The organism is Microcystis sp. M015S2 (assembly GCF_020245945.1).
Lineage (GTDB): Bacteria > Cyanobacteriota > Cyanobacteriia > Cyanobacteriales > Microcystaceae > Microcystis.
Map to the genome: position 1 here is coordinate 1 of NZ_JADBTX010000121.1, position 18,127 is coordinate 18,127.

Annotated in this window: 18 protein-coding genes, 1 tRNA gene and 2 pseudogenes; 11 read left to right on the forward strand and 10 right to left on the reverse strand. The window is 45.4% G+C overall.

The annotated features are described in order from the left end of the window. The first annotated feature begins 150 nt into the window (after positions 1 to 150). The 3 genes and pseudogenes from IM473_RS19905 to IM473_RS19915 all read left to right on the forward strand — a co-directional run bounded on the left by IM473_RS19905 (position 151) and on the right by IM473_RS19915 (position 2,738). Positions 151 to 1,347 carry a hypothetical protein gene (locus IM473_RS19905; RefSeq protein WP_287658353.1) on the forward strand — a complete coding sequence of 399 codons (1,197 nt, stop codon included), beginning with the start codon at positions 151 to 153 and terminating at the stop codon, positions 1,345 to 1,347. Between the two features lie 479 nt (positions 1,348 to 1,826). Then, a pseudogene (locus IM473_RS19910) lies at positions 1,827 to 2,130 on the forward strand (DUF4277 domain-containing protein); the annotation flags it as partial. A 368-nt stretch (positions 2,131 to 2,498) separates the two neighbouring features. After that, entirely contained in the window at positions 2,499 to 2,738 is a 240-nt protein-coding gene (locus tag IM473_RS19915) for a hypothetical protein (RefSeq protein WP_287658352.1), read from the forward strand. Between the two features lie 84 nt (positions 2,739 to 2,822). Here the strand turns inward: IM473_RS19915 and IM473_RS19920 are convergent, their stop codons facing one another. The 4 genes from IM473_RS19920 to IM473_RS19935 all read right to left on the reverse strand — a co-directional run bounded on the left by IM473_RS19920 (position 2,823) and on the right by IM473_RS19935 (position 6,428). After that, positions 2,823 to 4,232 (reverse strand): NAD(P)(+) transhydrogenase (Re/Si-specific) subunit beta, encoded by a 1,410-nt coding sequence (locus IM473_RS19920; protein ID WP_287658351.1) that lies wholly within the window; start codon positions 4,230 to 4,232, stop codon positions 2,823 to 2,825. After that, positions 4,229 to 4,525, reverse strand: coding sequence for an NAD(P) transhydrogenase subunit alpha part 2 (locus IM473_RS19925; RefSeq protein ID WP_002733247.1), 297 nt, complete (start codon positions 4,523 to 4,525; stop codon positions 4,229 to 4,231). The genes IM473_RS19920 and IM473_RS19925 overlap by 4 nt, the downstream gene beginning before the upstream one ends. A 205-nt stretch (positions 4,526 to 4,730) precedes the next feature. After that, complete coding sequence (locus tag IM473_RS19930) at positions 4,731 to 5,879, reverse strand: Re/Si-specific NAD(P)(+) transhydrogenase subunit alpha (RefSeq protein WP_287658350.1); 1,149 nt, start codon at positions 5,877 to 5,879, stop codon at positions 4,731 to 4,733. A 354-nt stretch (positions 5,880 to 6,233) separates the two neighbouring features. Continuing rightward, the gene (locus IM473_RS19935) at positions 6,234 to 6,428 is read right to left on the reverse strand and encodes a hypothetical protein (protein WP_002733335.1); all 195 of its coding nucleotides are present in this window, start codon (positions 6,426 to 6,428) and stop codon (positions 6,234 to 6,236) included. A gap of 183 nt (positions 6,429 to 6,611) precedes the next feature. Between IM473_RS19935 and IM473_RS19940 the strand changes: the two genes are divergently transcribed. Further along, positions 6,612 to 6,851, forward strand: coding sequence for a hypothetical protein (locus IM473_RS19940; protein ID WP_287658349.1), 240 nt, complete (start codon positions 6,612 to 6,614; stop codon positions 6,849 to 6,851). Positions 6,852 to 6,878: 27 nt separating this feature from the next. On the opposite strand, the gene IM473_RS19945 is transcribed toward IM473_RS19940, so the two are convergent. The 4 genes from IM473_RS19945 to IM473_RS19960 all read right to left on the reverse strand — a co-directional run bounded on the left by IM473_RS19945 (position 6,879) and on the right by IM473_RS19960 (position 9,766). Then, complete coding sequence (locus IM473_RS19945; RefSeq protein WP_353845156.1) at positions 6,879 to 7,070, reverse strand: PspA/IM30 family protein; 192 nt, start codon at positions 7,068 to 7,070, stop codon at positions 6,879 to 6,881. Positions 7,071 to 7,209: 139 nt separating this feature from the next. Continuing rightward, entirely contained in the window at positions 7,210 to 7,983 is a 774-nt protein-coding gene (locus tag IM473_RS19950) for a PspA/IM30 family protein (protein ID WP_287658348.1), read from the reverse strand. A 213-nt stretch (positions 7,984 to 8,196) separates the two neighbouring features. Further along, positions 8,197 to 8,853 (reverse strand): PspA/IM30 family protein, encoded by a 657-nt coding sequence (locus IM473_RS19955; RefSeq protein ID WP_287658347.1) that lies wholly within the window; start codon positions 8,851 to 8,853, stop codon positions 8,197 to 8,199. A gap of 22 nt (positions 8,854 to 8,875) precedes the next feature. Continuing rightward, entirely contained in the window at positions 8,876 to 9,766 is an 891-nt protein-coding gene (locus tag IM473_RS19960) for a hypothetical protein (protein ID WP_287658346.1), read from the reverse strand. A 94-nt stretch (positions 9,767 to 9,860) separates the two neighbouring features. Between IM473_RS19960 and IM473_RS19965 the strand changes: the two genes are divergently transcribed. The 3 genes from IM473_RS19965 (at position 9,861) to IM473_RS19975 (ending at position 12,362) form a co-directional block, all read left to right on the forward strand. After that, positions 9,861 to 10,418: a DciA family protein gene (locus IM473_RS19965; RefSeq protein WP_287658345.1), complete on the forward strand. Its 558-nt coding sequence runs from the start codon at positions 9,861 to 9,863 to the stop codon at positions 10,416 to 10,418. 379 nt (positions 10,419 to 10,797) lie between these two features. Beyond that, positions 10,798 to 11,073 carry a hypothetical protein gene (locus IM473_RS19970; protein ID WP_287658344.1) on the forward strand — a complete coding sequence of 92 codons (276 nt, stop codon included), beginning with the start codon at positions 10,798 to 10,800 and terminating at the stop codon, positions 11,071 to 11,073. A gap of 290 nt (positions 11,074 to 11,363) precedes the next feature. After that, positions 11,364 to 12,362, forward strand: coding sequence for a Gfo/Idh/MocA family protein (locus tag IM473_RS19975; RefSeq protein ID WP_287658343.1), 999 nt, complete (start codon positions 11,364 to 11,366; stop codon positions 12,360 to 12,362). A gap of 6 nt (positions 12,363 to 12,368) precedes the next feature. Here the strand turns inward: IM473_RS19975 and IM473_RS19980 are convergent, their stop codons facing one another. Together IM473_RS19980 and lgt are read right to left on the reverse strand one after the other, a co-directional pair. Beyond that, positions 12,369 to 13,319: a branched-chain amino acid ABC transporter permease gene (locus tag IM473_RS19980; protein WP_287658342.1), complete on the reverse strand. Its 951-nt coding sequence runs from the start codon at positions 13,317 to 13,319 to the stop codon at positions 12,369 to 12,371. Between the two features lie 12 nt (positions 13,320 to 13,331). Next, on the reverse strand, positions 13,332 to 14,183 hold the full coding sequence (gene lgt, locus IM473_RS19985; RefSeq protein WP_287658341.1) for a prolipoprotein diacylglyceryl transferase: 852 nt from the start codon (positions 14,181 to 14,183) through the stop codon (positions 13,332 to 13,334). A gap of 73 nt (positions 14,184 to 14,256) precedes the next feature. Between lgt and IM473_RS19990 the strand changes: the two genes are divergently transcribed. The 4 genes and pseudogenes from IM473_RS19990 (at position 14,257) to IM473_RS20005 (ending at position 17,986) form a co-directional block, all read left to right on the forward strand. After that, positions 14,257 to 14,337: transfer RNA gene (locus IM473_RS19990), tRNA-Leu, on the forward strand. A gap of 315 nt (positions 14,338 to 14,652) precedes the next feature. Next, positions 14,653 to 14,929: pseudogene (locus IM473_RS19995) on the forward strand (IS630 transposase-related protein); the annotation flags it as partial. 19 nt (positions 14,930 to 14,948) lie between these two features. Next, a complete protein-coding gene (locus IM473_RS20000; protein WP_287658340.1) occupies positions 14,949 to 15,263 on the forward strand; it encodes a hypothetical protein in 315 nt (104 codons plus the stop codon). Between the two features lie 821 nt (positions 15,264 to 16,084). Beyond that, positions 16,085 to 17,986, forward strand: a complete 1,902-nt coding sequence (locus tag IM473_RS20005; protein WP_287658337.1) for a thiamine pyrophosphate-binding protein — start codon at positions 16,085 to 16,087, stop codon at positions 17,984 to 17,986. Positions 17,987 to 18,127 lie beyond the last annotated feature (141 nt).

Here is an 18,127-nt window from a genome sequence, read left to right on the forward strand (position 1 = left end):
GACATGGCTTTTTTTCTCCCCTCGCTCTACGGCACTCACTGCTTTCTGTCTTAAATCATCACTATAGGGTGCTGCCATGAAAGCTTCTCCTCATTTCTTTTTCTCTATTATGTCCTAACTATCCCGCTCTTTGCTATATTTAACAATTCTTTGGCTGCTCGGGATGATTATCGGAATTGGTGGCGACGTATTTTTCGATGGTTATTTTTAATTCTCGTCGCTAACGTTCCGGGAGTTATGGCCGAACCTTTAGATAAATATTGCCTCTCACCGGTAGAGCGAAAACCAGAGACGAGATTAATATTATCGCCGGATAAACCGGCACGAGTAACAATCCCAACGCGGGGCCAATCGCTGGAGGTAGTCGTCTCCGGTGTCGATACCCTGCTACTGAAGCGGAGTGGCGCGACCACACCTCTTGTATCGGTGAGGGCCCCGCAATACGATTACGGCCAGATTGAGGCTCTGGTTTCGACACAAGATGGTTGGCTCTGGATCGATGGAGGACAAATCGATTATATAGCCCGGCTCGATCTGAAAGCCAATCCCCCCACCCTTGGCACACCGAAGGCACTTCCCGAACTCTACGAGCGACCCTGCTCGTTTTGGCATCGTTTCTGGGGTAACTGTATCCTCGCTCAGGGAGTTTACAGCCGTGCGTTGGAGCGCGTATTTATCACTGGTCATCGCGCTACATTTTGGGGACGATCATCCCTTACCACCTTCGAGATCATTGCTGGAGAAGCGAAAGAGATAGTCGCGATCGCACGGGGTACTCGTCTCGTTCACCCCGTTTACGATGTCCCGCAATTACGAGGTATTTTGCTCAGAGGCATAAAAGATGAGTTGTTCTTTTACGATGGGATTACTGTCACTACCATACTTTTAGGAGAAAGTACGCGGAGTCGGAACGGTATCACTGAATGGTACATCCACAGCACTGATTCTGGTAGAACTTTCGTGACTAACGCTGGTGGTTTCCGCGATCCTTTTCTTAAAGAAATAAAACCAGGGCCACTGGTGATAGGTATCTCTGTTCCCAACACACTCGCCGGAAGTTGGTTGAGTTTGTTTCAAAAAGTTGATAAAGAGCCGTTGTGGGGAATTACCCGTCAGGTTCTTTTTGTGGAAATACAAGGCGCTTTCAAACCGGTCGCTACCGTTCCAGAGGGGACTTTTCTAGAGGGACCGGCCGGTATCGAACAGTCGTCAGATGGCTCGATCACTTTCACCGTTAAGGATAAAACCACGGACCGCTCTACCGATTACCGGCTCGCACGCTCCTGGAGCGACAGTCCGTGCGGGATTCGTTTAAATACCCGAAGACCGATATCGCTCACCCCGTAGTTTTTCCCAAGATGGACATTGCCCACCACCGTTAAATGAGAGTGTGAACTACTCTGAGTTTTTGACATCTCCCTGCGTCAAAACGACAGGGATTCTTTGTGGTGAATAGAAGCGGGTTGAAACCGCGCTTCTATTCGATTACGATATATTTTAGAAAGCCTATCTAACTTATATCGTTGTGGCACTGTCAAAGATGCCCTACCCACCTTATCGAAAATTTGGGTTAAAACCCCGTCCTTTTAGGACGGCTTTAAGCAACAATGGAAAAAGCGATAACCAAGCTAAAAACTGAACCTTGACAACAGATAAGTAGGGAGGCACAATTATTTGTAGGATGGGTTAGCGCACTTCGTAACCCATACGGGCGTTGGGTTTCATGCTTCAAACCAACCTACGTTCATCTTATATTTAATTCCACCCACCTACTTAGGAGAAAATAGGAATTGTTTGACCCCTTTCACGGCTGGCGTTGTTGTTCCATGAATCAATCAACAGAAATTCAAGGGAAAAATCTAGACCATCTGGGATTAGTAGCCGGAATTATAGATGAAATAGGAATCATTGAAATTATTAACGAACAAGTCTCAATGAGTTCCAGGAGAAATTTTCACAGCTGGGCAAGTCGTGAAAGCAATTATCCTGAACGGATTGGGATTTGTCTCCCGATCCTTGTATTTATTTCCTCAATTTTTTGAAGATAAAGCAACCGAACATCTGCTGGGAGATGGCATCGAACCCAAACACTTGAATGATGATAAAATTAGTCGAGTAATCGACAAACTTGGCTCCTCTTGACTTTAGCGGACAAGACAGCTTTTTCGTCAAGCACAAAGACACAAAGTTATACCACAGCGTTTCTCTCACCATTAAGATAACTGCTATAATGTATTCGCTAACTCTAAGTGGTCGAACAAAATTAAAGTTAACCGTGAGGCAAGGGAATAGCCCAGAGGCAATAGTCAAGGCTCTCAGCTTTATTAATGTTTCTTAATACAAACGTATTTGTTGAGAGGGGTTCTGATAAAATATGAAGTGTAACCGGATTAGGCATCGTCCCTGATTCCCGATGCTGACTGGGGATAACTGCCATGAGTTCTACTACTTAGAAAAAAATTATCAAGTTTGTATTAATCGCTCAAGGAGAAATTTTTATGGAAATATCTCGTCCTAATCAAGTAGAATTAACCGCAGAAGAACAACAGGAACTAGAAAAGTTGCGGGCTATTATAGAACAGGCTAGTGTTGATGGCGTGATCACTCAAGGGGAAAGGGAAAGAATCGCCCTAGCTATGAGGTCTGATGGTAAAGTGACCCTAGAAGAATTAGAGTTAGTCAGAACTTTAATTACCGAAAAAGTCACCAAAGGGGAATTAGTTCTCGATTATCTTTAAGTAGTCCCACCAAATTAAATCCACACTCTGAAAAATCAGATAAAAAAAAAGACGGGGTTTTCACCCCGTCCTATTTGTTAAGAATTATGACAAATCCTTGACTTGTGATACTAATTGTGCTACCACATCTTGAGCGCTACCAAAGAGCATAAAGGTTTTGGGATTGTAGAATAATTCGTTTTCCACCCCAGCAAAACCCGATCGCATACTGCGCTTAATCACGATCGTGTGCTGTGCCTTATCCACGTCGAGAATCGGCATTCCATAAATCGGACTAGCCTTATCGTGACGGGCAGCGGGATTAACCACATCATTCGCCCCAATAATTAACGCCACATCGACGCGCTCGAACTCAGGATTAATATCATCCATATCGTAGAGTTGCGGATAGGGAACATTAGCTTCAGCCAATAATACATTCATGTGACCGGGCATTCTTCCCGCCACGGGGTGAATAGCATATTTAACCTCAACGCCATTTTTTTCCAACTGTTCAGCCAATTCTCGCACCGCGTGTTGTGCTTGGGCCACTGCCATGCCGTAACCGGGTACAATCACCACAGAACGCGCATAACCGAGCATCATCGCCCCTTCTTCTGAATCAATAGCATGAACCGATTTATCAAGGCTAGAAGTGGCGCTCGCTTCGCCCCCGGCACTAGCACCTGTACCAAATGCCCCAAATAGTACACTAGCCAGCGATCGATTCATGGCTTTACACATGATCTGAGTCAGGATAATCCCCGACGCACCCACCAAAGCACCGGCGATGATCAGCATACTATTCATCAGGATAAAACCGACTACACTAGCGGCAATCCCGGAAAAAGAGTTTAAGAGCGAGATAACCACGGGCATATCGCCGCCACCGATGGGAAGCACGAATAAAGCCCCGAAAATTAGGGAAAGTACCACCAAGGTCAGGAAAACATCGATCGAGGTGGGATCGAAAAAGAGATAGACACTACCCCCTAAAAAGGTGAGTAGCAAGAGAATGTTAAAGGGTTGTTGGAAAGGAAAAGTTACGGGTGCGCCACTGATTAATTCCTGTAATTTGGCAAAAGCGAGGACACTACCGGTAAAAGTGACACCACCGATTAACACACCCAAAATAGCGATCAGTATCGAGTCAAAGGGAATATTTTCCCCACTTTGCAGTAAACGCCAGTATTCGCCAATGGCAATTAAAGCGCTGGCAGCGCCGCCTAAACCGTTAAAAATCCCCACCATTTGGGGCATAGCTGTCATCGGGACTTTTTGCGCCGAAACTAAGCCGATAATCGAGCCAATCACCAGCGCCACGGCGATTAAACCATAGCTGAGGATTTCTTGATTGATTAAGGTGGCAATAATGGCGATTAGCATCCCGATGGCGGCCAAAAAATTGCCTTGACGGGCGGTGGCGGGGGAAGATAATTGTTTAAGACCGATGATAAATAAAATGGCGGCGAGTAGATAGGATAACTCGATCCCTGTGGTAAGGGCATTATTCATGATTTAGCCTCTTTTTTCTTGAACATTTGCAGCATTCGATCGGTAACGACAAAACCACCGACCACGTTAACCATCGCCAAAATAACGGCAATTAACCCTAAAATTACGGTTAATTCGTGCCAATCTGTGCCTCCGGCGATGAGGAGCGCACCGACAACGGCGATACCTGAAATTGCATTGGCTCCCGACATCAGGGGTGTATGGAGAGTGGGAGGAACTTTATTGATCACCTCGAAACCGACAAAGGAAGCGAGGACAAATACCACTAAAGCGGTTAAAAGTTGGGCAGTCATTGGTTAAAGAAATAGGGGATAGGGTTTGGGGATAGGGAAGTAGGGTATTGGGGAAGTGGGGGATTGGGGAAGTGGGAATTATGAATTATGAATTATGAATTATGAAGTGGGAAGTGGGGAGAACAAAGCTGCCTTCTGACTCCTGACTCCTAACTCCTAACTCCTAACTCCTGACTCCTGACTCCTGCCTCCTGCCTCCTGATAGCTAAAAAGCGGATAACTGTTCACTGAGGGCGGATTTAATGCGTTGGTTGCGGATTTCGCCGGCGTGGGTGACACAGGCACTATCAATGATGTCATCGGCAAAATCGAGGTTTAAACTGCCCTCTTTGCTGACTAAAAGCTGTAGCAGCATTTGCAGGTTTTTGGCGTACATCTGGCTGGCATTGGTGGCCACTGTGGCAGGAAGATTAACGGCTCCGACGATTTTTACCCCATTTTCGATGATTTCTCGTCCCGGTTGGGTGTAGGCGCAATTTCCGCCCTGTTCCGCCGCTAAATCAACGATTACCGCCCCCGCTTTCATGGTGGCGATCATTTCTTTGGTGACTAGCAGCGGAGCCTGTTTCCCCGGTACTTGGGCGGTGGTGATCACCACATCAGCCCGCTTAATTGGTTCGGCCAAGGCTTGACAAATGCGCTCCTGTGTGCTAAGAGAAACCTCTTTGGCGTAACCGTTATCGGCGACGGTATCTTCTTCTAGGGGCATTTCAATAAATTTCGCCCCGACACTCTGTACTTCTTCTTTGACTTGGGGACGAATATCAAAAGCCTCCACCACTGCCCCCAAACGGCGGGCGGTAGCGCAAGCTTGCAATCCGGCAACTCCCGCCCCCAATACCAGCACTTTGGCGGGGGCGATCGTACCGGCGGCGGTAGTCATCATCGGGAACATTTTCGGCAGCTGCACGGCGGCGAGGAGTACCGCTTTGTAACCGGCGAGGTTAGCCTGAGAGGAGAGGGCATCCATGCTCTGGGCGCGACTACTGCGGGGAATTAATTCCATGCTCAAAGCGGTGATCCCGCGCTCGGCTAATTTGGCAATGCGCCGGGGTTGCCGCAGGGGATCGAGAAAGCCGATGAGGATACCACCATTTTTCAGGCGATCGATCTCGCTATCGCTAGGAGGGACGACTTTGAGAATAATATCGGCAGTTTCATAGATATATTCGCTGTTTTCGCTCAGGGCGGCTCCCACGGCACTATAGGCACTATCGGCAAAGTTAGCGCTAATTCCCGCCCCATTTTGGACAATTACCTCAAATCCCGCCTTGACTAAACGGGCGACGGTATCCGGCACTAGCGCCACCCGCGCCTCGCCTTGGTCACTTTCTTTGATTACGCCGATTTTCATGGCTGGGTTTCTCCTTAATAAGTCCTTCTCTTGTCTTATGCTGTTGGGGTAAGGGTTTCGTTAAATGCGATCGATCCCTTGGGATAATTTCGAGTCAAAATTGCTTTTCACTTCCATCCTAGCTATCCTCACCTTTCTGGCTCTTTTTCGGGCTGAATCTTAGGATTATCTTCAGAATTAAAGGGTTTTGAGCGGCATTGTTTGGGATTTTTTTCTAATGATGAGGTACAAAGTTTTCGTTCTGGGAAACGCCAAAACGGTTAACATTAGTCGCTCTTCGGTCTTAGATACCAGATTAGGCTATACTTCATATTGATGAGAAGGGCTGCAATACCTCTCGACAATCTCAAAGTTTTACAGTTCTTTTAACTTCGATCGCAATTCCTCTATTTCTGCATCTACTGCTGAATCCTTGAGGGTGGGTGGATGGGCAGTTTTACCCAGTAACATTCGTGCTTTTAGCAGTACCAACGCAGCCAACCACTCTTTCAGAGCGGAATTAGCCGGAGCAATGGCTTTACCGACTCCAGAACACCAGAATATTTGCAAAATTTAGCAATTTTGCAAATATTAGCCTCGCAGAATTAACCGCCCAATTAAGAAGATGTAGAATCAGTTTTAGAATTAGAGAAGGCAAAAGCAGCGGGTTTATTTTGATCGCCGCTCGATTGCCCGATCCAGAGAAGATCGCCTTGATAAAATACTCAGTAAATACATTGGAGTATGCCTGATATGAACGACAACGAAAAACAGAAGCTTGACAGCATTATCGTGCGAATTTTGCTGATTTTCGGACTTGGATTTTTAGCTGTGGAAGCTTGGAAGAATGTTTTTGGCATTGCTCGGAACAATAGCTTTCCAGAACTGGAACGAGGAGTAAGAGAAGCGGAAAGAAGAGCAGACGAACTAGATAAAGCCATTGAAGAAGCTAACCGAGACCGACCTTCTGATCCAAATCAATCAAACCCTTAAGCGAGTGAAAATTCAAGTTAGGGGCGATCAACGACGGTTGATCGCCCCTTTACCCCCAAAAGATGGGGAATGTTTTTTCTTTATATTAGCTTCTTGTGCCAGAGACTCATCACCTTTATCTAGAGCGAGTTTAACTCTTTTTTCCCATTTTAAAAGCTCAGCTTGTGCTTGGTTGTACTGTTGTTCGGCTCTTTTTTGTAAGGCAATTACTTCGATAATTGAGGAACGTCAATTAGATAAATCATCCCGCATAATAGTGATGGTTAATTATGACTAGCAATTAATATTCCCTATCTGAACAACAAACTCAATAAATAGAGACGTACCGTAGATAGTACGTCTCGACGCTCTCAAAGTTTTACATTTCTTTTAACTTCGATCGCAATTCCTCTAATTCTGCATCCACTGCCGAATCCCTGACGGTGGTTGCTTGGGGTAAAGTGGGTTGACTAGAAGCTGTACCGGGTAATGCTACCCCAGACATTTGTGCTTTCAGCAGTGCTAATTCATCCTCCACATCGCTACCTGATTCTAGTCTAGCGAATTCCTGTTCGATGCCGACACCACCGATTTCACCGATCGCTTGACCACGGGCTTCCGACTCGATAACTTTTGCTTCCATGCGCTCAAAAGCGGACATGGAACTACTGGTATCGATACTGCCGAGGGTTTTTTGAAGTTGTTCGTTAGCTTTTGCGGCTCTGGAGCGAGCTACTAACATATTTTTCTTGGTTTTTGCCTCAGAAATCTTACTTTCGAGCGCGATCAAGTTTTTTCTCAGACTATCTACCTGTACCGTTTGCTGATCCAGTTGATTTTTGAGAATGGCGGCGGTTTCCGTGAAATCTTTCTTGCGTTTAAGAGCTTCCCGAGCGAGAGTTTCATCCCCTTTAGAAAGGGCTAATTTGGCTCTTTGTTCCCATTTATTGGCTTCTGACTGGTCTTTGCTGTATTTTTGTTCCGTTTGTCGTTGTTCTGCGATCGCTCTAGCAACCGCTTGACGTACCTGTACTAGATCCTCTTGCATATCACTGACAGCTTGCTCCAGCATTTTTTCTGGATCTTCAGCCTTGCTCACCATATCATTGAGGTTAGCTCGGACAACTCGGCTAAGGCGATCGAATAAACCCATGACGCTCTTGTTCCTCTCGGTGTGTACTAAATCAGTTAACTGTTCTTAAAATTTCCCATCTTGCCTAACGGCTTATTCTTTAATATAAACCACGAGAGCTAGGATAGGGGATAGGAGTTAGGAGTCAACAGTCAGGAGTCAGGAGACAGCTTTTTTCTCCCCACACCCTACACCCTACTTCATAATTCATAATTCATAATTTATAATTCCCTATCACCCATCCAAGTTTTCTTGTTTTAACTTGAGTAATTCCGCTTCAATTTGTTTTTGTCCCTCCAAATCTTGGAATTGTCGCTCTAAGGGGTCTTTATACCCGATTAAATCGGCTTGGGATTCGGCTTCTAGGACTTTTGCTTCTAATTTCTCGAAAATAGTACCCATCTGACTGCTGTTCAAACTGCCCATAATTTCTTGGGCTTTTTGACTGGCACTCGCTGATCGCAATCTGGCCAGATAAAGGCTTTTCTGTGCTTTCATCTCAGCATATTTGCGTTCAATTGTCAAGAGTTCTTTCTTTAACTTTTGTATAATAGCCGTCTGTTGTTGCAGGGAGATTTGTAGGGGGGCGATCTGACTTTGATAGGTTTGCCATTGGCTGAGAGCTTGGCGGGCGAGTTCCTCGTTACCGTGATGTAGGGCTAATTGGGCGCGTTCGTGCCAAGTTTGGGCTGCTTTTTCCTGTTGTTGTCGTTGGCGATCGGTGCGTTTCTGGGTAGCGACGGCTGCCGCCAAGGCTTGTCGCATTTGGATCAATTCCCCTTCCATCTCCAAGATCGCCTTTTCCAGCAGTTTTTCGGGATCTTGATTTTCCTGAATCAGACTATTGACTTGGGCGCGAATTGCTTGGCCCATGCGATCTAACAAACCCATTGCCGTCCTCCCGATACCAACCCTAATAGTTTACCGAAGTGCCGCTCCTATCAATAATGATAGAACTAGGGACGGGGGACTGGGGGGGATCGGCTGTTTCTGAAGGTGGCGGACTACTGGGAGAAGGGGGTACTTGTAATTCTGGCGGTAACTGTTTCATTAACTCCGCCGCATCCTGTGGGTTTTGATTGGCCAAGCGACGGGCTTTTTCCCGTTGAAAAAAGGGTAAATTAGCGGGTGATTCTTCTCTTTGACGCAATTCCTCTAACATTCGTTCGTTAATGATCGCGGTCGAGGGTTCAGGGGTGACTTGGGGCGGTGGTGGCGGTGGTGCGGAAACTAGGGAAGATACGGGCGGGGTACTGGGGTCCGGGGGGGAGACGGGTAAAGATTGCTCGATCTTACTGACGGGTAATTGATGGGCCGGCATCAGGGACGGTGGCGGATTCGGGGGTAAGAGGGCATTAGTCGGATTGATAGCGGTGGGGGGACTCTGAACCACTGGTGGGGCGGTAATATTAGTTATCGGGCTAGTTTTAACTGGAGGAGCGGGAATATTAACGCTCAGACTGGTTTGAGGAGTTTTCTGTACTGGACGAGCGATCGCTATCAATCGATCGAGGTGGCGGGAGTTATTTTGGTGCTGCTCGCGGGGGGAATTCTCAGCTTTCCTCGGGGTGGGGGTAGTATTGGTTAACCATTGATTGAGACCGAGGAGACTATTAGCAATTAAAAAGATCACCATTGCCCGGATACCCCAAGGGGTAAAAAAGGCATCTTTAGCTGGGGGATAGACGTTAATGACAGCAGCTTCCAGATATTCTGGTTTCTGAGCGGGATCGATGGCTGAACTGGGTTGATGGACGATCGAGAGAGGCAAATCTTGGGAGGATGGGGATCGATCGGATTTCATGGCAGATATCCAGGGCGGGGGTATTAAAGGTTATGCTGAAAGGTTAGCGGGTTTTTTCGTCCTAGTCTAACGTGGTATTCCCCAGATTTTCCCTATGTCTTTAGATTCTCTTGACAAAATTTTGGCGGCTATTACTCAACAGGCGGGTTGGGAAGAATATCGCCACTACGATCAAGTGCTGCAATTGTGGCCAAAAATTATTAATCCCCGTCTGCTGGAGCAAACCCGGCCTTTTTCCCTCAATCGCGGGGTTTTATCGGTGGCCACCAGTAGCGCCGCTTTAGCACAGGAATTGTCTTTACAACGCTATAGCTTATTAAAACGGCTTAATAGTCAGTTAGAGACTCCCCTGAGCGATATCCGCTTTTCTGCCGCCCGTTGGCAGCAAGATAGTCAGTTAATTCCTCTAGAAGCGATCGCGCCTAATTCCCTCAGAGATCATCCTAGCTATGTCACCCCGGAAAAACCGCCAGAAAATCCCCAGCAACTGGACGGTTTAGAGAGTTGGAGCCAGAAAATACTTCAGAGAAATCGAGCCTGGCCGATTTGTCCTCGTTGTCAGTCTCCCAGTCCCTCCGGAGAGCTTGAGCGTTGGCAATGTTGTGCTTTTTGTTTTGCCCAGTCGGGCGGAGTAAAAGATGCAATTTTTTAATAGTATTGTGGAAAGAGCGCTTTTGAGTCGGGAATCAATAGGCCGATCTTTTCTGTCTTAATTGAACCTGTATTCATCAATTCTATCGAGCTAAGGCTTGATCCCCGTTCTGTTATTGCTGATACTAGACCCAATAACCTCGGCCACAACTGAGTTTAACTCTTCAGTTTTGAGACAGTGCTGCTTTTTGCAAAGTAACTATTAAAAGATTCTAAAAATAAAATTTTTTTTGGGGATCACTAGAAACTATATGGCATATCAGTTCTAGCTATGCTAGTCAGGAAAATACCCTTGGCGCAGGGTAGGACAATATTACACAGAGCGAAAAGAGAGTCATCCTTTGAGTTCCTTATAATCATCTTCCTTTTAAAGCCAACCCATGCAAGCCGCAAACTTTCTTACTTCTTCCTGTCGATACTGCCGATACTATCAAACCCAAGGTCGGCGCGGTGGCACTTGTCAACAACTAGATGTTCCCGTCGAAGCTCATTGGAAAGCCTGCGCTCTAGCGATGCCTCCTTTTAGCACTGAATGGCAACAACTCAATCGGGTGGTTAGTTTAGAACAGTCTCTAGAATTAACCTGTACGGTGTCGCCAACTCCGGTGGTGGTTTCCCCTAGTCGTCATGCTCCCCGACAACCGATGGCGGTTTAGAAGCTCTGGGGCCGAAACAGGAGCAAAAAATTGGCGTTGCCCATTAAAAATATGAATTCACCCTCCCACATCTTTTAGAGTGCTATTTTTGAGATAATAGATGAGTTGATTGCCAAGATAAAGCTAGGAAAGGCGATAGGTAGTCGGCAGGAGTCAGGAGTTAGGAGTTAGGAGTCAGAAGGCAGCTTTGTTCTCCCCACTTCATAATTCATAATTCATAATTCATAATTCCCGCTTCCCCACTTCCCCAATCCCCCACACCCCACTTCCCGATAATTAATGTCGCCAGAATGCCCCTGATGACTTCTCATCGTCCCTTAAAAATTGGTATAGTTGGCACAGGGTTCGCCGCTCAACGTCGTGCTGAAAGCTTGCAAGCGGATGATCGCGCCCAGCTTTTGTATGTTAGCGGTAATAGTCCCGAATCGATCACTAATTTCTCGCAAAAATACCAAATTTCTGCCCTAGATTCGGCAATAAGCCTAGCCAGTCATCCTGATCTCGATCTGATTGTCATTGCCAACGTTAATCAAGCCCATGCCTCGATCGCCCGTACTGCCTTAAAATCTGGTAAGCACGTTATCGTCGAGTATCCCCTAGCTTTTCACCCGGCAGCGGCAGCAGAATTAATCACCCTAGCCGAAACCGAGAACAAATTACTGCACGTCGAACATATTGAACTTTTGGGGGGACTGCATCAAACCCAACAGCAGTATTTAGCCAGCCTCGGCAATATCCACCTAGCCCGTTATACCACGATCGTCCCCGGCAGACCGGCACCCCGGCGCTGGACATTTCATCGGGATTTATTCGGTTTTCCTTTGATTGCGGCCCTTTCTCGTATCCATCGCTTTACTAATTTATTTGGGGAAGTGGAGTCCGTGTCCTGTCATTGTCGTTATTGGAATGCCCCGGAATCCGATTATTTTCTGGCTTGTTTGTGTGAGGCGCAGTTATTATTTAAAAATGGCCTAATTGCCGAAGTTACCTACGGCAAAGGCGAAGTTTTTTGGCAAAATGAGCGAACTTTCACTATTCATGGCGAGGCAGGCAGCTTAATTTTTGAAGGGGAAACAGGGCAGTTAATTAATAGTGAAGGTAGCCAAGCTTTAGAAGCGGAAACCCGTCGCGGTCTTTTTGCCAAAGATACCGCCATGGTACTAGATTATCTGTTCGATCGGGTTCCTCTCTATGTTACTCCCCAAGCCAGTCTTTATGCCCTAGAAGTGGCCTATGCTGCCTATCAATCTTCTTTGTCGGGAAAAACAGTTTTTCTCTCGGCCAATTAAACCGACTTAGACTTTTTGAATTAACTTTCTGCCTAGTAAACCCTGGGGACGAACTAACAACATAATAAAGAGAATAGCAAAAGCGATCGCCTCTCGATAACCGGAATATTCTGCGGGAACAAAGGCTTCGGCAATACCCAATAATAAACCACCGATTACCGCTCCGGGGATACTTCCCAATCCCCCTAAAACAATCACTCCTAAACCTTTTAATCCGAAAGCAATACCGAAATAGGGGCCAGCGATACTAACACTAGAACCGACTAAAGTTCCTGCTAAACCTGCCAAGGCACCACTAATAAAAAAGGTAATCACGATAAATTTTTCGGGATTGATCCCCAACAAACTGGCCGTGGTGACATCTTCAGCTACCGCTTGTAAAGCTTTGCCCATTTTGGTAAAATTAACCCAATAAGTTAGTAAAGCTACCATCACTGCTGAAACCAGAAAAATAATAATCTGAATTGTGCGAATTGCCACGGGGCGCTCGGCCGTACCGAAATTAATTGCGGGGGGAAGATTGCCATAAATCCCATCGGGAAAAGTATAAATTTCTGCCCCGAATAAGTATTGAATAACATTGACAATCACCACGGCTGCCCCTAGGCTAGAAACCAAAGTTAAGAGAGAATCAGAACCCCGTACCCGGAGAGGTTTAAAGGCCAATCTTTCCAGAAGAACCGAGGTGAAACCTGAAAGGATACAGCCTAACAAAAGTGCTAAAAAAAAGGGTAAGGAAAAGGGTAATTTGGCATTAGCTAATAAACCATTAAAACCGAAAACTCCCCCCGCTAGAGCGTAGGTAAAATAGGCTCCGAGGGTAAAAATTGCGCCATGGGCAAAATTGATAATACCTAAAATGGAAAAAATCAAAGTGTAACCGAGGGCAAAAATAGCATAGACACTACCGATCGATAAACCGTTTAAAACCTGTTGAAAAATTGTTACTAGATCCATTGTCAGGGTTAGCTAGGGTAACTTTTGATTATAACCGACGGTTGCCACCACATCTGGTAAAGGACGCTGGAGTTTATATAACCAGAATAAACCGAAAAGACCGACAGCGATCGCTCCTAAACTAATTATTTGCGCCATTTTCAGCGGCCCAAACATTAAACTATCGGTGCGTAGTCCCTCGATCCAGAATCTACCTAGACTGTAGGCGATAAAATAGACTAGGGTAAGGGTGCCAATTTTTAATTTACTGGGGTGTTTTAAACCCCAGAAAAACAGATAGATGAGTAGGGCAAAAACTGCCAGATTCCAGAGAGATTCGTAGAGAAAGGTGGGGTGAAAATAATCGACGGCGATATATTCTAAAGGACGACTAGCCGGAGGAATAAACAACCGCCAGGGTAAATTAGTCGGACTGCCAAAAGCTTCCGAATTAAAAAAGTTACCCCAACGTCCGATCGCTTGACCGAGAATAACTGAAGGGGCTACCAGATCGAGTAATTGCCAAAGAGAAACCCGATTAATGCGGGCAAAGATTAGGGCCGCCAGCAAACCCCCGATAATTGCCCCGTGAATAGCGATACCTCCCTTCCAAATGGCGATAATATCAGCAGGATTTGGCGCGTATTCTTGCCACTGAAAGAGAACATAGTACAGACGGGCTGCAGGTATAGCCCCCACTACTAACCAAATGGCCAAATCAGCGATTAAATCCGGATCGATCGCTCTTTTTTGGGCGAGGTACTGGGAGAGAGTGACACCCAATAATACCGCCATAGCGATGAGAAATCCATACCAGCGCACCGAAATCGGTCCGATCTCCCAGAGGACGGGGCCAGGAGACTGAAAGACAAAACCTAAGAGCATAAAATTATTAAGAATAAAAAATTTTATCTTTCCTATAGTATCTTATGCTATGATGGAATAAGCTGACATATTTGCGGATGTGGCGGAATTGGTAGACGCGCTAGATTTAGGTTCTAGTGTCTTTGATGTGTGGGTTCGAGTCCCTCCATCCGCATTAACCCTGGGGTCGATGAAGTGTAACCTAATTTGGTGTTGACGACCGACGACCCAAGAGGGAAAACTTGTTGATTTCCATTGTTGAGACTCCGATTCGGGAGATTGGTATGAGATTTAACGTCGAAAAATCTTCCTTTTATTTTTTCAGCTGACTTCTTACCCAATTCCGAAACGCTTTTACTAACTCTAGGTAATCCAATGTTTCAGCTTGTTGTAAAAATATATAGCAGTTTTCATCAGAATGAGGTATGGGCAAGGGGCTTAAACCCCTTGTTGGCAAAACTTGTCGATACCTCAGTAACGTGAAAAGCGCTATAGATGGCTTTCGTAGGGAGAAACTTGAAGCAACAAAGGTAAAACATCGTCAGAAAAAGCTGGACTGGAAAGCACTGTCAAAAGATGTCTAAGAAAATCCCGAGGCAAGATTAAGAGACAGAGCCGAGAAGTTTGGAGTGAGACCAAGTGCCATTTGCTATGCCTTAAAAAAAATGAAAGTTACCAGAAAAAAGAAGGAACTTCGTTATAGAGAAAGAAACCGAGAAGAAAGAATAAAATACTACAGAGTGCTGAGAGAATTGATTAAAATATATTGATAATAATCATACTTCAGTGGGGGCGATTCAAGGCTTTAACTGGCAAGATAGACCAGATTTGGCTAACGCGCCTTTGACCGTTTCTCATTTTCCTAATGTGGTGAACGGAGCAGCCGATAGTCAAACTACTGGGAACAATTCCTGGAGAATAGTTACTTCCCGGTTTGTTTCTGGGGGGAATGACTTTCTCAGTGTCAATGGGCTTCTAGAAATAACAGGGGTAAATGGGGGACTTTTAATATTCGCCCAGAATTTCGTATTGGTGGAGCAATTCAATGGGTCCGCTGGTTTAACAGAGAATAGCCAAGCTAGTAATCACCACGGAAAATAAAGCTACCGAATTGGCAGGATATTTAGCTTGGAAGTTTGGATTACAGGCTAATTTACCCTCGAATCATCCTTTTAAAAACCAAGCACCTTAAAGTTAATCGCGATAGTTAAACAAAAATTTATGGTTTTTCTTTTAGTGTGTTTTATTCTCCCTTTAATTTTGTCCGAATGGCTAGTAAAAACCAAACTGCAATGATTTTTATTGCATCAGGGCTAATCAGTTCAATTGCCTTGTCGTTAATTCTCCCAGAAGAAAAGTTAGCGATGGCGTTGCCCGCTCCGGCTGCTTTGATTGGCGCCAGGTTAACTCAATGGTCAGCTACTAAGGAGGATAAGGGGTGAAGTGGAATTATTAAGGGGTATCTATGTTGACATCCTCACCGCCGGGGCCGGACGGTGATGACCGGCAGATCGAACAAACTTAATTAAACGACCGACCGCTGGGTTGACGCTTCACGGGATGCCGCTACCTTAGCGGTAGTCTTACGCTTTCCGACCCGTCCGTTTTCAGTGTCCGAATGCCGGACGGCCACTTTGAACAAGTGGAAAAAATCTCATGTTCAACCTTATTTCCTAGAAAGTTTTACTCGTTTAAGGCCGAATTTGAATTCTTTTCTGAACGAAACCCCCTACTATCTGTGGTCAAGGTTTAGTTTTTAGCTTGGTTATCGCCTTTTCCGTTGTAGCTTAAAGCCGTCCTCAAAGGACGGGGTTTTCAACCCAAATTTTCGATAAGAAATTATTCAATCAATCGATCGGGTGACATTCTAGGCTATGATTTCCCTGACTATAGTTATTTCTCTACATTAAGGAAAATCGACAATGACAGCCTTTCCCATCGATTTGACTGCCTATAAACCCATCAGTCTCGACCCCAGTAACCCCACCCTCACCGACGAGCAAAGAAGCGCCCTAAAAGCCAATATCCAACTCTGTCGCGATGCTATCATCTTTTTTACTGCCACGGGTGCGGCCCGGGGTGTGGGTGGTCACACCGGCGGCCCCTACGATACCGTCCCGGAAGTGGTGATTCTCGATGCTCTTTTCCGCAGTCAACCTAGTCAATTTGTACCAATTTTCTTCGATGAAGCGGGACACCGCGTCGGTACTCAATATCTCATGTCTGCGTTAGAAGGTTCTTTACCCCCAGAACAATTAATGCACTACCGCGAGGCTAATTCTAAACTCCCTGGACACCCGGAATTAGGATTAACTCCCGGCGTAAAATTTAGTTCTGGCCGTTTAGGACATATGTGGCCCTACGTTAACGGTGTCGCTTTGGCTAACCCCGGAAAAACCGTTTTTTGCTTAGGTTCCGATGGTTCTCAACAGGAAGGCAATGATGCAGAAGCTGCCCGTTTAGCCGTAGCTCAACACATCAATGTTAAGCTAATTATTGATGATAATGATGTGACGATTGCTGGTAATCCTTCCAAATATTTACCCGGTTATGATGTGGCTAAAACTCTCGCCGGTCATGGACTAAAAGTGTTAGTGGGAGATGGGGAAGATATCGATAGTTTGTATCGCAATATCTGTGAAGCAATTAATACTCCCGGCCCGATTGCGATTATTAATAAACGTCCCATGTGTCCCGGTATTGAAGGGTTAGAAGGTTCTAACCACGGTCATGATGTGATTTCTGTACCCTTGGCTTTGAAATATTTAGAGGCAAAAGGACACAGTGCCGCCGTGGAATATCTCAACAGTATTAAGAAGCCTTCTAATGACTATAAATTCCTCGGTTCTGGGGATAAATGGGGTTCTAACCGCAACGTTTTCGGCGAAGCAGTAGTCAGTCTTTTAGGCAAAATGAGCGAGGAAGAACGCAAGGCTAAGGTATTAGTAGTAGATAGCGATTTAGAGGGTTCCTGCGGTCTGAAAATTATCCACGATAAACATCCCGAAGTGTTTATTCCTTCCGGTATTATGGAACGGGGCAATCTTTCGGCGGCTGCTGGTTTTGGTATGGAAAAAGGTAAACAGGGAATTTTCGCCACCTTTGCCGCTTTTCTAGAAATGTGTATTTCTGAAATCACCATGGCGCGTTTGAATTATTCTAATCTTTTATGTCATTTTTCCCATTCTGGTATCGATGACATGGCGGATAATACCTGTCACTTTGGTTTGAATAATTTCTTTGCCGATAATGGACTGGATGACGGTTACGAAACCCGTCTTTATTTCCCAGCCGATGCGGCACAAATGACCGCTTGTGTCGAGGCAACTTTCCATCAACCCGGTTTACGTTTTATCTTCTCGACTCGTTCTAAAACTCCCAATATTCTTGATACTAAAGGTAATAATTTCTTTGGCGATGGTTATACCTTTGTCCCCGGAAAAGATGAAGTAATTCGGGAAGGCACTGCCGGTTATATCATCAGCTTTGGCGATGGTTTATACCGAGCTTTGGATGCAGTGGAACGTCTAAAACAAGAAGGTGTTGACGTGGGTTTAATTAATAAACCGACTCTCAATGTGGTGGATGAAGAAATTATCGCTAAAGTTGGTAGTTCTCCCTTTGTTTTAGTGGTAGAAGCATTTAACCGTCGTACGGGTTTAGGTAGCCGTTATGGTTCTTGGTTACTCGAACGCGGTTTAACTCCTAAATACGCCTATATCGGTACTCACCATGAAGGTTGTGGCGGTTTATGGGAACAATTCCCCCACCAAGGTATTGACCCAGTTGGTATTATTAGTAAAGTTAAATCTTTAATCGCTTAGATAGTATTTTAGGGTGGGCTTTAATCAGTTATCAGTTATCAGTTATCAGTTATCAGTTATCAGTTATCAGTTATCAGTTATCAGTTATCAGTTATCAGTTATCAGTCAACAGTGAACATCTTTAATAATTAAGTAGGTAGG

Coding starts and splice junctions, on each gene's coding strand:
- IM473_RS19915 (WP_287658352.1), top strand. CDS start 2,499: ATGGAAATATCTCGTCCTAATCAAGTAGAATTAACCGCAGAAGAACAA.
- IM473_RS19940 (WP_287658349.1), top strand. CDS start 6,612: ATGAACGACAACGAAAAACAGAAGCTTGACAGCATTATCGTGCGAATT.
- IM473_RS19955 (WP_287658347.1), bottom strand. CDS start 8,853: ATGGGTTTGTTAGATCGCATGGGCCAAGCAATTCGCGCCCAAGTCAAT.
- IM473_RS19920 (WP_287658351.1), bottom strand. CDS start 4,232: ATGAATAATGCCCTTACCACAGGGATCGAGTTATCCTATCTACTCGCC.
- IM473_RS19960 (WP_287658346.1), bottom strand. CDS start 9,766: ATGAAATCCGATCGATCCCCATCCTCCCAAGATTTGCCTCTCTCGATC.
- lgt (WP_287658341.1), bottom strand. CDS start 14,183: ATGCTCTTAGGTTTTGTCTTTCAGTCTCCTGGCCCCGTCCTCTGGGAG.
- IM473_RS19965 (WP_287658345.1), top strand. CDS start 9,861: ATGTCTTTAGATTCTCTTGACAAAATTTTGGCGGCTATTACTCAACAG.
- IM473_RS20005 (WP_287658337.1), top strand. CDS start 16,085: ATGACAGCCTTTCCCATCGATTTGACTGCCTATAAACCCATCAGTCTC.
- IM473_RS19925 (WP_002733247.1), bottom strand. CDS start 4,525: ATGACTGCCCAACTTTTAACCGCTTTAGTGGTATTTGTCCTCGCTTCC.
- IM473_RS19950 (WP_287658348.1), bottom strand. CDS start 7,983: ATGGGTTTATTCGATCGCCTTAGCCGAGTTGTCCGAGCTAACCTCAAT.
- IM473_RS19975 (WP_287658343.1), top strand. CDS start 11,364: ATGCCCCTGATGACTTCTCATCGTCCCTTAAAAATTGGTATAGTTGGC.
- IM473_RS19980 (WP_287658342.1), bottom strand. CDS start 13,319: ATGGATCTAGTAACAATTTTTCAACAGGTTTTAAACGGTTTATCGATC.
- IM473_RS19930 (WP_287658350.1), bottom strand. CDS start 5,879: ATGAAAATCGGCGTAATCAAAGAAAGTGACCAAGGCGAGGCGCGGGTG.
- IM473_RS19970 (WP_287658344.1), top strand. CDS start 10,798: ATGCAAGCCGCAAACTTTCTTACTTCTTCCTGTCGATACTGCCGATAC.